11 protein-coding genes are annotated in these 13,380 nt (G+C 75.0%); all 11 read left to right on the forward strand.

Annotated features, from left to right (window positions below; translation table 11 throughout):
- Positions 1 to 18 precede the first annotated feature (18 nt).
- The 11 genes from pdhA to ACWGKI_RS15285 all read left to right on the forward strand — a co-directional run bounded on the left by pdhA (position 19) and on the right by ACWGKI_RS15285 (position 13,251).
- Positions 19 to 1,392: a pyruvate dehydrogenase (acetyl-transferring) E1 component subunit alpha gene (gene pdhA / locus ACWGKI_RS15235; RefSeq protein ID WP_452188068.1), complete on the forward strand. Its 1,374-nt coding sequence runs from the start codon at positions 19 to 21 to the stop codon at positions 1,390 to 1,392.
- Positions 1,389 to 2,420, forward strand: a complete 1,032-nt coding sequence (locus ACWGKI_RS15240) for an alpha-ketoacid dehydrogenase subunit beta (RefSeq protein ID WP_380243982.1) — start codon at positions 1,389 to 1,391, stop codon at positions 2,418 to 2,420. Before pdhA ends, ACWGKI_RS15240 begins: the two co-directional genes overlap by 4 nt.
- Positions 2,420 to 3,910 carry a dihydrolipoamide acetyltransferase family protein gene (locus tag ACWGKI_RS15245; protein ID WP_452188081.1) on the forward strand — a complete coding sequence of 497 codons (1,491 nt, stop codon included), beginning with the start codon at positions 2,420 to 2,422 and terminating at the stop codon, positions 3,908 to 3,910. Before ACWGKI_RS15240 ends, ACWGKI_RS15245 begins: the two co-directional genes overlap by 1 nt.
- Positions 3,907 to 5,556: a carboxyl transferase domain-containing protein gene (locus tag ACWGKI_RS15250; protein WP_452188071.1), complete on the forward strand. Its 1,650-nt coding sequence runs from the start codon at positions 3,907 to 3,909 to the stop codon at positions 5,554 to 5,556. Before ACWGKI_RS15245 ends, ACWGKI_RS15250 begins: the two co-directional genes overlap by 4 nt.
- Positions 5,557 to 5,561: 5 nt before the next feature.
- A complete protein-coding gene (locus ACWGKI_RS15255) occupies positions 5,562 to 7,793 on the forward strand; it encodes an ATP-binding protein (RefSeq protein ID WP_452188073.1) in 2,232 nt (743 codons plus the stop codon).
- Positions 7,790 to 8,992, forward strand: a complete 1,203-nt coding sequence (locus ACWGKI_RS15260) for an acyl-CoA dehydrogenase family protein (RefSeq protein WP_380243979.1) — start codon at positions 7,790 to 7,792, stop codon at positions 8,990 to 8,992. The genes ACWGKI_RS15255 and ACWGKI_RS15260 overlap by 4 nt, the downstream gene beginning before the upstream one ends.
- 96 nt (positions 8,993 to 9,088) lie before the next feature.
- Complete coding sequence (locus ACWGKI_RS15265) at positions 9,089 to 9,607, forward strand: MaoC family dehydratase (protein WP_380244914.1); 519 nt, start codon at positions 9,089 to 9,091, stop codon at positions 9,605 to 9,607.
- Positions 9,604 to 10,575: an HpcH/HpaI aldolase/citrate lyase family protein gene (locus tag ACWGKI_RS15270; RefSeq protein WP_452188076.1), complete on the forward strand. Its 972-nt coding sequence runs from the start codon at positions 9,604 to 9,606 to the stop codon at positions 10,573 to 10,575. The genes ACWGKI_RS15265 and ACWGKI_RS15270 overlap by 4 nt, the downstream gene beginning before the upstream one ends.
- Entirely contained in the window at positions 10,572 to 11,378 is an 807-nt protein-coding gene (locus ACWGKI_RS15275) for a CoA transferase subunit A (protein ID WP_452188077.1), read from the forward strand. The genes ACWGKI_RS15270 and ACWGKI_RS15275 overlap by 4 nt, the downstream gene beginning before the upstream one ends.
- Entirely contained in the window at positions 11,375 to 12,079 is a 705-nt protein-coding gene (locus ACWGKI_RS15280; RefSeq protein ID WP_380244917.1) for a 3-oxoacid CoA-transferase subunit B, read from the forward strand. Before ACWGKI_RS15275 ends, ACWGKI_RS15280 begins: the two co-directional genes overlap by 4 nt.
- On the forward strand, positions 12,076 to 13,251 hold the full coding sequence (locus ACWGKI_RS15285; protein ID WP_452188079.1) for an acetyl-CoA C-acyltransferase: 1,176 nt from the start codon (positions 12,076 to 12,078) through the stop codon (positions 13,249 to 13,251). The genes ACWGKI_RS15280 and ACWGKI_RS15285 overlap by 4 nt, the downstream gene beginning before the upstream one ends.
- Positions 13,252 to 13,380 lie beyond the last annotated feature (129 nt).

The raw sequence follows: 13,380 nt of genomic DNA on the forward strand, positions 1-13,380 counted from the left end.
ACACGAGGTGAGGCGACGATGCCCAGCACCATGGGTTCGACGTCCCGCGACGACCTGTCACGAGCGGGTGGAGCGCGGACGGAGACGGCGTCCGGAACGACGGACGGAACGACGGACAGCACGGCCAGCACGGCCAGCACGGCCAGCACGGCCAGCACGGCCAGCACGGCCAGCACGGCCAGCACGACCAGCACGACAGCAGCGAGGACGGACGACGGTGCGAAGGGCACGGTCGGGCTGCTGGACGTGAAGGGCGTGCGGCACCCCGACCCGGCGCTCGACCGCTGGCTGACAGACGTCGACGCGGGCACGGACGAGTCCCGCGCGACGCTCCTGGCGCTGTACGAGGAGATGGTCGTGGCCCGGCGCATCGACGCCGAGGCGACCGCGCTGCAGCGGCAGGGCGAGCTGGCGCTGTGGCCACCGCTGCAGGGCCAGGAAGCCGCCCAGGTGGGGTCGGCGGCGGCGCTGCGCAGCGACGACTTCGTGTTCTCCAGCTATCGCGAGCATGCCGTGGCCCGCAAGCGCGGGGTCTCCCCGGTGGACCTGCTGCGCGTGTGGCGCGGGGTCACGGCGTCCGGCTGGGACCCGTACGCCGTGAACATGGCGACGCCGCAGGTCATCATCGGCGCGCAGGCCCTGCACGGCGTGGGCTACGCGCTGGGGATCCAGGCCGACGTCGAGCGCGGCGTCGTCGTGCCGGACGCGGACGGCACCGCCGCCGTCGTCGCCTACGTCGGGGACGGCGCGATGAGCCAGGGCGACGTCAACGAGGCGTTCGTCTTCGCGGCCACCTGGCAGGTGCCGCTCGTGCTGTTCTGCCAGAACAACCAGTGGGCGATCTCCGAGCCCGTCACGCTGCAGTCGGCGGTGCCGCTCGTGCAGCGCGCGTCGGGCTTCGGCGTCCCCGGGGTCCGGGTGGACGGCAACGACGTGCTCGCCGTCCTGGCCGTCACCCGGGAGGCGCTGCACCGTGCGCGCACCGGCGGCGGCCCCACCTTCGTCGAGGCGGTGACCTACCGCATGGGCCCGCACACCACGGCCGACGACCCCACGCGCTACCGCGACCCGTCCGAGCTGGACGCCTGGGCCGAGCGCGACCCGATCGCGCGGCTCGCCGCCTACCTGCGCGCCGACGGCCTGCTCACCGACGACGACGAAGCGCGGGTGCGGGCAGCGGCCGACGCGGTCGCCGCCGAGCTGCGGACCGGCGTCGCCGCCATCGAGGACCCACCCCCGCTCAGCGTCTTCGACCACGTGTACGCCGAGCCCCACCCCACGGTCGCCGCCGAGCGTGCCGAGCACGCGGCCTACCTGGCCGGGTTCGCCGACCCGACGGAGAACGGGACGCACGTGACGGGAACCAGCAACGAACAGGGGGCCGCCCGATGACCACCCAGACGCTCACCCTCGCCAAGGCGCTGGGCGCCGGGCTGCGCCGGGCGATGACGGACGACCCGTCCGTGCTGGTCCTCGGCGAGGACATCGGCCGCCTGGGCGGCGTGTACCGCGTCACCGACGGGCTGCAGGCCGAGTTCGGGCCGCGCCGCGTGGTGGACACGCCCCTGGCCGAGTCCGGCATCCTCGGCACCGCCGTCGGCCTCGCGTACCGCGGGTACCGCCCGGTCGTGGAGATCCAGTTCGACGGCTTCGTCTACGTGGCGTTCGACCAGATCGTCAGCCAGCTGGCCAAGATGCACGCGCGCACGAACGGAGCGGTGAAGCTGCCCGTGACCATCCGCATCCCCGTGGCCGGCGGCATCGGCGCCGCCGAGCACCACTCCGAGTCGCCCGAGGCGTACTTCGTGCACACCGCCGGGTTGCGCGTCGTCTCCGTGTCGAACCCGCAGGACGCCGCGACGGTGCTGCGGCAGGCGATCGCGTGCGACGACCCGGTGGTGTTCTTCGAACCGAAGCGGCGCTACCACGTCAAGGGGGAGGTCGATGCGGACCTGCCGCTCGACGACGCCGCACCGATGGGCGCCGCGCGCGTCGTGGCCCACGGCGACGACGTCACGCTGGTGACGTTCGGCTCGCACGTCGCGACCGCCCTGGACGCCGCCGTCGCCGCGTCCGACGAAGGTGTCTCCGTCGAGGTGATCGACCTGCGCTCGCTCTCCCCGATCGACCACGACACGATCGCCGCCTCCGTGCGGCGCACCGGTCGGCTCGTCGTGCTGCACGAAGGACCGCGGCAGGCCGGCGTCGGCGCCGAGATCGCGACCGCCGTCACCGAGCGCTGCTTCGACTACCTCGAGGCGCCGCCCGTGCGCGTGACCGGCTACGACATCCCCTACCCGCCGGCGAAGCTCGAGGGCAACCAGGTGCCCGACCTCGACCGCGTGCTCGTCGGCGTGGACCGGGTGCTGGGGCGCGTCCCGGCGGCCGGCCCGACCGCAGGCGTGGAGGTGGGAGCGTGATGGCGACCCGCGAGTTCCGGCTGCCCGACCTGGGCGAGGGGCTGACCGAGTCCGAAGTGGTGGAGTGGCGCGTCGCCGTGGGTGACGCCGTCGAGCTCAACCAGGTGATCGCCGAGGTGGAGACCGCCAAGGCGCTGGTGGAGCTGCCGTCCCCGTGCGCCGGCGTCGTGCGGGCGCTGCACGCCGAGGAGGGCGAGACCGTCGAGGTCGGCGAGCCGCTCATCACCTTCGACCTGGCCGACGGCGCCCCCGCCCCCGAGCTGTCAGAACCACGTGACGCTCAGCCGGTACCTGGTTCTGACAACTCCCGCGCCCCAGAGGTGTCAGCACCACGTGACGGTATGGCGGCACCTGGGTCTGACAGCTCGGGGGACGCGCCGGAGCCGAACCTCGTCGGGTACGGCGCGCGCCCCGAGCGCACGGGACGCCCGGCGCGACGACGACGCCGCGACGTGCCGACCGACCGCGCTGCCGCTCCCGCTGCCGCCGCCGCCCACGCTCCCGCTGCCGCCCCCGCTGCCTCTGCCGCGCCGGACCGGGGGGAACGGCCCCGGTCGACGCCGGTGGTGCGGGCGCTCGCGCGCCAGCGCGGCATCGACCTCACGACCGTCGTCGGCAGCGGCCCGCACGGGCGCATCACGCGGGACGACGTCGAGGCGGCGACCGGCTCGACGTCCGGCTCAGCGTCCGGCTCGCCGTCCGGCTCGACGTCCGGCTCGCCTTCCACGTCGGCGACCGCGCCCGCACCGCGCCCGACGACCGGCGAGACGCGCACCCCGGTGCGCGGCGTGCGCAAGCACACCGCCGCGGCGATGGTCGCGAGCGCCGCGGCCCCGCAGGCGTCGGTGTTCCTCACGGTGGACGTGACCGCCAGCATGGAGCTGCTCGCCCGGCTCAAGACGCATCCGATGGCGGGCGGGCAGCGGATCACGGTGCTCGCGCTGGTGGCGCGCGCCGTGTGCGCGCTGCTGCCCGCGCACCCGTCGCTCACGAGCCGCTGGGTGGACCTGCCCGACGGCGAGGCCGAGATCGTGCGCCCCGCGCACGTGAACCTGGGCATCGCCGTGGCCACCGACCGCGGGCTCGTGGTGCCGCACGTCCCGGCCGCCGACACCCTGTCGCTCCCGGCCCTCGCCGCCGCGCTGACCGACCTCACGGCGACGGCGCGCGCCGGCCGCACCGCACCCGAGCGGCTCGTGCACGGCACCCTGACGATCACCAACATCGGCGTCTTCGGCGTCGACTCCGGCACGCCGATCCTCAACCCGGGGGAGCCGGCGATCCTCGGCCTCGGCCAGGTCGCGCGCCGCCCCTGGGAGCACGACGGCGAGATCGCGCTGCGGCAGGTGACGACGCTCAGCCTGACGTTCGACCACCGCGTGGTGGACGGCGAGCAGGGCGCGCGCTTCCTGGCCGAGCTGGGCGCCGTGCTCGCCGACCCGGGGCTCGCGCTGCTCCTGCCGGGTGCCGAAGGAGAGGAGCGCGCATGACCGTCCTCAGCTCCGCCGTCGACCCTCGTGCCGACGCCGCCCGCACCAACGACGCGGCCCAGCGGGCGCTCGCGGACCGCCTGCGCGAGCGCACGGCCGTGACCGCGCTCGGCGGGACCGAGCGGGCGCGCGACCAGCACACGTCGCGCGGCAAGCTGCTGCCCCGCGACCGCGTGGCCCGGCTGCTCGACGAGGGGAGCCCGTTCCTCGAGGTCGCGCCGCTCGCCGCGTACGGGGTGGACGCCGGCCCGGACGAGGTCGGCGCGTGGCCGGGCGCCGGCGTCATCGCCGGCGTGGGGCTGGTGAGCGGGCGGCAGGTGATGGTGGTGTGCAACGACGCGACCGTCAAGGGCGGCACCTACCACCCGCTCACCGTGAAGAAGCACCTGCGCGCGCAGGAGATCGCGCTGGAGAACCGGCTGCCCTGCGTCTATCTCGTGGACTCGGGCGGCGCGTTCCTGCCGCGGCAGGACGAGGTGTTCCCGGACCGCGACCACTTCGGGCGGATCTTCTACCACCAGGCGAAGCTGTCGGCGGCCCGCGTGCCGCAGATATCGGCGGTGCTCGGATCCTGCACGGCCGGCGGCGCGTACGTGCCCGCGATGAGCGACGAGACCGTCATCGTGCGCGGTCAGGGCACGATCTTCCTCGGCGGTCCGCCGCTGGTGAAGGCGGCCATCGGCGAGGACGTCACCGCCGAGGAGCTCGGCGGCGGGGAGCTGCACGCGCGGCGGTCCGGCGTCGTCGACCACCTCGCCGACGACGACGAGCACGCCCTCGACCTCGTGCGCGACATCGTCGCCACGCTGCCGCCCGACCCGGAACCCGCGTGGGACGTCGCGCCCTCCCGGGAACCCGTCGTCGACCCGGAGGGCCTGTACGCCGCCGTGCCGGTCGACGTGCAGCAGCAGTACGACCCGCGCGAGGTCATCGCGAGGATCGTCGACGGCAGCGAGCTGCACGAGTTCAAGCCGGAGTACGGCACCACGCTCGTCACCGGCTTCGCGCGGGTCCACGGTCATCCGGTCGGGGTGCTGGCCAACGCGGGCGTGCTGTTCCGCGAGTCGGCGCTCAAGGGCGCGCACTTCGTCGAGCTGTGCGACCAGCGCGGCATCCCGCTGCTGTTCCTGCAGAACATCTCCGGGTTCATGGTCGGCCGTGACGCGGAGGCGGGCGGGATCGCGAAGGACGGCGCGAAGATGGTCACCGCCGTCGCGACCACCCGGGTGCCGAAGCTGACCGTCATCGTGGGCGGCTCGTTCGGCGCGGGGAACTACGCGATGTGCGGGAGGGCGTACTCGCCGCGCTTCCTGTGGTCGTGGCCCGGGTCGCGGATCTCCGTGATGGGCGGCGCGCAGGCGTCGTCGGTGCTCGCCACGGTGAAGCGCGACCAGCTCGCGCGGCGCGGCGAGCAGTGGGACGCGGGCGAGGAGGAGGCGTTCCGCGCGGAGATCCGCGACGGCTACGAGACGGCGGGCGACCCGTACCACGCGACGTCGCGCCTGTGGGACGACGGCATCGTGGACCCGCCCGACACCCGGCGCGTGCTCGGCCTGGCCCTGGCGGTGTGCGCCCGCACGCCGCTGCCCGGTTCGCCGTCGTCCGCCACCGACCCCGAGCCCCGCTTCGGGCTCTTCCGGATGTGAGCGGCATGAGCGGCATGGCTACCGGCGCCACGGTCCCGGGTACCCGAGAGCTCACCACCGTCCTCGTCGCGAACCGGGGCGAGATCGCGTGCCGCGTGCTGGGCACGCTGCGCCGGCTCGGCGTCCGGTCCGTCGCCGTGTACTCCGACGCGGACGCGGACGCCCGGCACGTGCACGAGGCGGACGTCGCCGTGCGCATCGGCCCCGCCCCGGCGGCGCAGAGCTACCTGGACGTGGAGGCCGTGGTCGCCGCCGCCGTCGCGACCGGCGCCGACGCGATCCACCCCGGGTACGGTTTCCTGTCCGAGAACCCCGCGCTGGCGCGGGCGTGCGAGCGGGCCGGGATCGTCTTCGTCGGCCCGTCCGTCACCGCGCTGGAGACGATGGCGGACAAGGCGGCCGCGAAGCGGCTCGTCGCCGCGCACGGCGTGCCGGTGCTGCCCGGCACCGTCGAGGACGGGCTCGACGACGCAGCCCTCGTCGCGGCGGCCGGCGACGTCGGGTTCCCGCTATTGGTCAAGCCCGTGGCGGGCGGCGGCGGCAAGGGCATGGAGGTGGTGCGCGCGGCGGACGACCTGCCGGGCGCGCTCGCCTCGGCGCGGCGCGTGGCGGCGTCGTCGTTCGGCGACGACGGGCTGCTGCTGGAGCGACTCGTGGAGCGGCCGCGACACATCGAGGTGCAGGTGCTCGCCGACACCCACGGCGCGGTCGTGCACCTGGGCGAGCGGGAGTGCACGCTGCAACGCCGCCACCAGAAGGTCGTCGAGGAGGCGCCGTCGCCCGTCGTCGACGACGCGACGCGGGCCCGCCTGGGCGAGGCCGCGTGCGCCGTGGCGCGGTCGGTCGGGTACGTCGGCGCCGGGACGGTGGAGTTCCTCGTGCCGGGCGACGACCCCGGCGCGTTCTGGTTCATCGAGATGAACACCCGCCTCCAGGTGGAGCACCCGGTCACGGAGCTGGTGACCGGGCTCGACCTCGTCGAGCTGCAGCTGCGCGTCGCGGCGGGGGAGCCGCTCGCGCTGACGCAGGACGACGTCACGCTGCGCGGGCACGCCGTCGAGGCCCGCCTGTACGCCGAGTCACCGGCGCGAGGGTTCCTGCCCGCGGCGGGGCGCGTGCTGCGCTACGACGACGCCGGCGTCGCCGCGGGACCGGGGGCCGCGCCGCGGCGCCTCGACAGCGGGCTGCGCGCCGGCGCCGAGGTGACGGGCGACTACGACCCGATGCTGGCGAAGGCGGTCACCTGGGCGCCCACGCGGGCCGAGGCGCTCGCCCGGCTGGACGGCCTCCTCGGCGACGTCGTCGTGCTGGGCGTGGAGACCAACGCCGGCTTCCTGCGCGACCTCCTCGCCCATGACGACGTCCGTGCCGGCCGCCTCGACACAGGGCTCATCGACCGGTTCGTCGCGCAGGGACGGCAGCCGTCGTCCGACGACGAGGCGGCGCTCGTCGCGGCGGCGCTGCTCGTGCTCGTGCGCGACGACGCGCCCTCCGGGCCGTGGGCCGACGTCGACGGCTGGCGGCTCAACGCGCCGGCGGCGCCGCGCCGGGTGGTGCTCGTCGACGCGACGGGCGAGAAGCACGCCGTCGCGGTCACCGGAACGCCGACTGCCGCCGTCGTGCAGGTCGCCGACGGCGAGCCCGTCCGCGCGTCGCTGCGCCCCGCCGGCGACGGCCGCCACCTGCTCACCGTCGACGGCCGCACCCGCACCGTTGTGGGTACGGAAACGGTCAGAATTCCGGCCGGAATTCCCGCCGATTCCGTACCCACAGCACCGCGGGTGTGGGTGCACGTCGACGGGCGGACGTCGTCGTACGCGGTGCCCGACCGGGCCGCACGGGCCGCACGGCGGCGCGCCGACCGGGCCGCGGCAAACGACGGGGCTGGGCACGACGGCGCAGGGCCCGGCGGTACGCGCACCACCATGCGCGTCGCGATGCCCGGCACCGTGTCCGCCGTACCCGTCGCGGACGGCGACGTCGTCGCTGCGGGCCAGCCCGTCGTCGTGGTCGAGGCGATGAAGATGGAGCACCCGCTGCTCGCGCCCGTCCCCGGCGTCGTCCGCGTCGACGTGCGCGCGGGCGACCAGGTGCGCCTGGACCAGGTCGTCGCCGTCGTCGAACCTGTCGAACCTGTCGAACCCGTCGAACCTGTCGAACCACCCGCAGACCCCGCTCCCGCGCCGGCAGACCCCGCCGTCGCGGCAGCACACTCCGACACCCGAGGAGCGTCATGATCAGCGAGACCCAGTCCACCGTGCTCACCGACGAGCAGCGGAAGCTCAGCGCCGTCGTGCGCGAGTTCGCGGACGAGGTGGTGGCGCCGGCCGCCTACACGTACGACACGGAGCGGCGCCTGCCGGTGGAGATCATCGCCCAGATGGGCGAGCTCGGGCTGTTCGGGCTGCCGTTCCCGGTGGACGTCGGCGGGCAGGGCAAGGACTACGTGTCGCTGTGCCTCGCCGTCGAGGCTCTCGCCCGGGTGGACCAGTCGATCGCGGTGACGCTCGAGGCGGGGGTCGGGCTGGGGATGATGCCGATCTTCCGGCACGGCACCGAGGCGCAGAAGCAGCGCTGGCTGCCGGACCTGGTCTCCGGCCGGGCGCTCGCGGCCTTCGGGCTCACGGAGGCGGGCGCCGGGTCCGACGCCGGCGCCACGCGCACCACGGCGCGGCTGGAGGAGGGCGCCGGCCCGGACGGCGCGGGCGAGTGGGTGATCGACGGCTCCAAGCAGTTCATCACCAACTCGGGCACGCCGATCACCAGCGTCATCACCGTCACCGCGGTCACCGGGAGGCGGACGGCGGAGGACGGCAGGGAGCACCCGGAGCTGTCGTCGTTCCTGGTCCCGGCGGGCACCCCGGGCCTGGTCGTCGGACCCAGCTACGACAAGGTGGGCTGGCACACCTCGGACACCCACCCGCTGACGCTCGACGGCGTGCGCGTCCCGGCCGCGAACCTGCTCGGCGACCGCGGCCGCGGGTACGCCAACTTCCTGCGCGCGCTCGACGAGGGCCGGATCGCCTTCGCCGCGCTGGCCACCGGCGCGGCCCAGGGCTGCCTGGAGGAGGCGCTGCGCTACGCGCGCGAGCGGTCCGTCTTCGGGCACGCCATCGGCAGCAACCAGCACATCGCGTTCACGCTGGCGCGCATGCAGGCGCGCGTGCACTCGGCGCGGCTGTGCTGGCTCGACGCCGCGCTCAAGCAGGTGCACGGCAAGCCGTTCAAGGCGGAGGCGTCGGTGGCGAAGCTGGTCGGCGGCGAGGCGGCGATGGCCAACGCCCGCGACGCCACGCAGATCTTCGGCGGCTACGGCTTCCTCAACGAGAACCCGGTCGCGCGGCACTACCGGGACTCCAAGGTGCTCGAGGTGGGCGAGGGCACCACCGAGGTGCAGCTCATGGTGATCGCCCGGGACCTCGGGCTCGCGTCGTGAACCGGCCCGTCGCCGAACAGGTGGTGACGCACGTTCTGACGCGTCAGAACGTGCGTAACCACCTGTTCGGCACGGACGGAGGAGGGGGAGAGGGAGATGCGTGACGAGGTGCAGCGCGGGCTGTTCTACGACGAGCTGGAGCCGGAGGTGCGGTACGTGCACCGGCCGGGGCGCACGATGACGGAGGCGGACGACGTGCTGTTCACGTCCGTCACCATGAACCCCCAGGGGCTGCACCTGGACGCGGCGTGGGCGGCGACGCAGCCGTTCGGCCGCCCGCTGGTGAACTCCATGCTCACCCTGGCGACGCTGGTCGGGCTGTCGGTGGCGCACCTGACGCGCGGCACCATCGTGGCCAACCTCGGCTTCGCGGAGGTGGCCTTCCCGCACCCGATGTTCCACGGCGACACGCTCTACGGCGAGACGACGGTGGCCGACCGGCGGCCGTCCCGGTCCCGCCCCGGACAGGGGGTCGTCACGCTCGAGCACACCGGACGCAACCAGGACGGCGACGTCGTGGCGCGCGCCGTCCGCACGGTGCTGATGTGGACCCGCGAGGGGTACGAGGAGCACGAGCACCGGCGCGCGAGCGAGCACGGCGAGGGCGTCCTGTGAACCCGGCGCCGTTCACGCTCGGCCCGGCGCTGCTGTTCTGCCCCGCCGACCGGCCCGACCGGTACGCCAAGGCGCTCGACCGCGCGGACGCCGTGATCCTCGACCTCGAGGACGCCGTCGCACCCGGCCGCAAGGACGACGCCCGGGCGGCGCTCGTGCGCACCCCGCTCGACCCGGACCGCGTCGTCGTCCGCGTCAACGCCGTGGGCACGCCCGACCACGACGTCGACCTGGCCGCCCTGGCGGGCACGCCGTACCGCACGGTCATGCTGCCGAAGGCGGACGGGCGGTTCGTCGGCCCGCTGCTGGCTCCCGACGGGCGGCCGTACGCCGTCGTCGCGCTGTGCGAGACCGCCGCGGGCGTGCTGGCCGCGCCAGCTCTGGCCGCCCGGCCCGACGTCGTCGCGCTCGCGTGGGGCGCGGAGGACCTGGTCGCCTCCCTGCACGGCACCTCCAGCCGGGACGCGGCCGGCGGCTACCGGGACGTCGCCCGGCACGCGCGGTCCGCGGTGCTGCTCGCCGCCGGCGCGGCGGGCAAGCCGGCGATCGACGCGGTCCACCTGGAGCTCGACGACCTCGCGGGGCTCCGGGCCGAGGCGCAGGACGCCGCAGCGAGCGGGTTCGTGGCGTCGATGTGCGTGCACCCCAGCCACGTCGCCGTCGTGCGTGCCGCCTTCGCGCCGTCGGAGGCGGAGGTGGAGCGCGCCCGCGAGGTGCTCGCCGCCGCGGCGGGCCGCGCCGAGGCGCTCGCCGGCCTGCCCGTGGACGGCGGCGCCGACCCTGGCGTGCTCACCGTCGGCGGGCAGATGGTCGACGCGCCGCTGCTGCGGCACGCCGAGGCCGTGCTGCGCCGGGCCGCGCCGGCGGAACCAGCGGAACCGGCGGGACAGCCGGGCCCGGGCGACGGCGGCACTCCCGAGGGAGCCGCCGTCGGACGTACGGTCGAGGAGAACGGGGGACGACGATGACGAGGACCACGTCGAGAGCGGGGGACCGGCGGCAGCCCAGCGCCGTGGCCGCGCTGGACGGCCTGCTGCACGACGGCATGACGATCGCCGTCGGGGGCTTCGGCCTGAGCGGCAACCCGAACGACCTCATCGAGGCGGTGCGCGACTCCGGGGTGCGGGACCTGACGATCGTGTCCAACAACATGGGCGTGGACGGCAAGGGCCTCGGCATCCTGCTGGAGAACGACCAGGTGCGGCGGGTGCTCGCGTCGTACGTGGGGGAGAACAAGCTGTTCGCGCAGCAGTACCTGGACGGCGCGCTCGAGGTCGAGTTCGTGCCGCAGGGCACGCTGGCCGAGCGCCTCCGCGCGGGCGGCGCGGGCATCCCCGCCTTCTACACGCCGACCGGCGTGGGGACGCCCGTCGCGGAGGGCAAGCCGGTCGACGAGATCGACGGTCGCCGGTACGTGCTGGAGCGCGCCATCGTGGCCGACCTCTCCCTGGTGCACGCCCGTCGCGCGGACCGGTTCGGCAACCTCGTCTACCGGTACACGGCGCGCAACTTCAACCCCGTGATCGCGACGGCCGGTCGCGTCACCGTGGTCGAGGCGGAGGAGATCACCGACGAGCCCATCGACCCGGACGTCGTCGTGACGCCGGGCATCTACACGCACCGCCTCGTGCTGGCGCGCGAGCGGGTCAAGGACATCGAGCAGCGCACGGTGCGCCCGGCACAGCGCACGGACCAGAACACGGACCAGAGCACGGAACAGAGCACGGAACAGAGCAGGGCGGACGCGACGACGGCGGGAGGTGCGGCATGACCTGGACGCGGGACGAGATGGCGGCCGTCGCGGCGGCGGAGCTGCACGACGGCGACTACGTCAACCTCGGCATCGGCATCCCGACGCTGGTGGCGAACCACCTGCCGCCCGGGGTGGGGATCACGCTGCAGAGCGAGAACGGCCTGCTCGGCATCGGCCCGTTCCCCGTGGAGGGCACCGAGGACGCGGACCTGATCAACGCGGGCAAGCAGACGGTCACCGCGGTGCCGGGCGCGAGCTACTTCGACGCGGCGGCGTCGTTCGCGATGATCCGCGGCGGGCACGTCGACATCGCGATCCTCGGCGCGCTGCAGGTGTCCGCGACGGGTGACCTGGCGAGCTGGACCGTGCCCGGCAAGCTCGTCAAGGGGATGGGCGGCGCGATGGACCTCGTGGTCGGCGCGCGCCGCATCGTCGCGCTCATGGACCACGTGGCCCGCGACGGCACGCCCAAGCTGCGCAGCCGCTGCACGCTGCCGCTGACGGGGGAGGGCGTCGTCGACCGCGTCGTCACGGACCGCGCCGTGCTGGACATGACGGACCACGGCCTGGAGGCCGCGTTCGTGCTGCGCCGGCTCGCGCCGGGCGTGAGCGTCGACGACGTGCGCGAGGCCACGGAGGCGGAGGTCCTGGTGGACCTGGAGGACGAGAGCAGGACGGGTGACGGCGCCACGGCGCCGGTCGAGGAGGCACAGTCATGAGCGTGATCGTGGGGTACCGGCGGACGCCGTTCGTGCGGTCGAACGGGGCGTTCGCGTCCGTGCCGGCGACGGCGCTGGGCGCGCACGCGCTGACGGCGGCGCTCGCGGCGGCGGGCGTCGAGCCGGGCGAGGTGGACATGGTCCTGGGCGGGCAGGTGCTGCAGGGCGGCGCCGGGCAGAACCCTGCCCGGCAGGCGGGGGTCGGGGCGGGCGTCCCGATGACCGTCCCCGCCGTGACCCTCAACGCCGTCTGCCTGTCGGGGGCGGAGGCGGTGGTGCAGGCGCACCGCCTGATCTCCGGCGGGGAGGCGCGGGTGGTCGCCGTCGTGGGGATGGAGTCGATGACGCTCGCGCCGCACGCGTGGGTGGGGTCGCGCGCGGGGCAGAAGTTCGGGCCGGTAGAGCTGGTCGACACGATGGCGCACGACGGGCTGACCGACGCCTTCGAGCGCGAGTCCATGGGGCTCAGCACCGAGCGGCACGGGGAGCGCATGGCGGCCGCGGCGTGGAACACGCGCGAGGCGCAGGACGCGCTGGCCGTCGCGTCGCACACGCGGGCGGCGAAGGCGGCCGAGCTGCTGGCGGAGGAGATCGTGCCGTTCGAGGTGCCGGGGCGGCGGGGTGCGGTCGTGGTGGACGCCGACGACGGCGTGCGCCCCGACTCGACGCCCGACGGGCTGGCCCGGCTGCGCCCGGCGTTCCGCGAGGAGGGCACGATCACCGCGGGCAACGCGTCGCAGATCTCCGACGGCGCGGCGGCCCTGGTGCTCGTGGCGGACGACGTCGCCGCCGACCGCGGGCTGACCGGGGTGCGGGTGCGCTCGCACGCGCTGGTCGCGGGGCCTGACGTCGGGCTGCACGCCCAGCCCGCGAACGCGATCACCGCGGCCTGCGAGCGTGCGGGACTGTCCCCGCGCGACCTCGCCGCCGTGGAGATCAACGAGGCCTTCGCCGCCGTCGTGCTGGCGTCGGTGGACCGGCTCGGTCTGGACCCGGAGCTCGTGAACGCGAACGGTGGCGCGATCGCGCTGGGGCACCCGATCGGGGCGTCCGGGGCGCGGGTCGTCGGCCACCTGGCGCGGCGGCTCCAGCAGCTCGGGCCGGGGTCGGTCGGCGTCGCCGCGCTGTGCGGTGGCGGCGGCCAGGGCTCGGCGGTGCTGCTGGAGGCGTGACCCCCCCGGGAAGCAACGTGCGTGCTGAATCGATCCTCAAGGTTCATCGGGTCCTTCCTGGCGGCCCGGTAGAACGGCTGCGAGACCGGTGCGCGCCAGTCGATGACCATGGGGTCGCCCTCGCCGTCG

It is taken from the genome of Isoptericola sp. NPDC055881 (assembly GCF_053615895.1).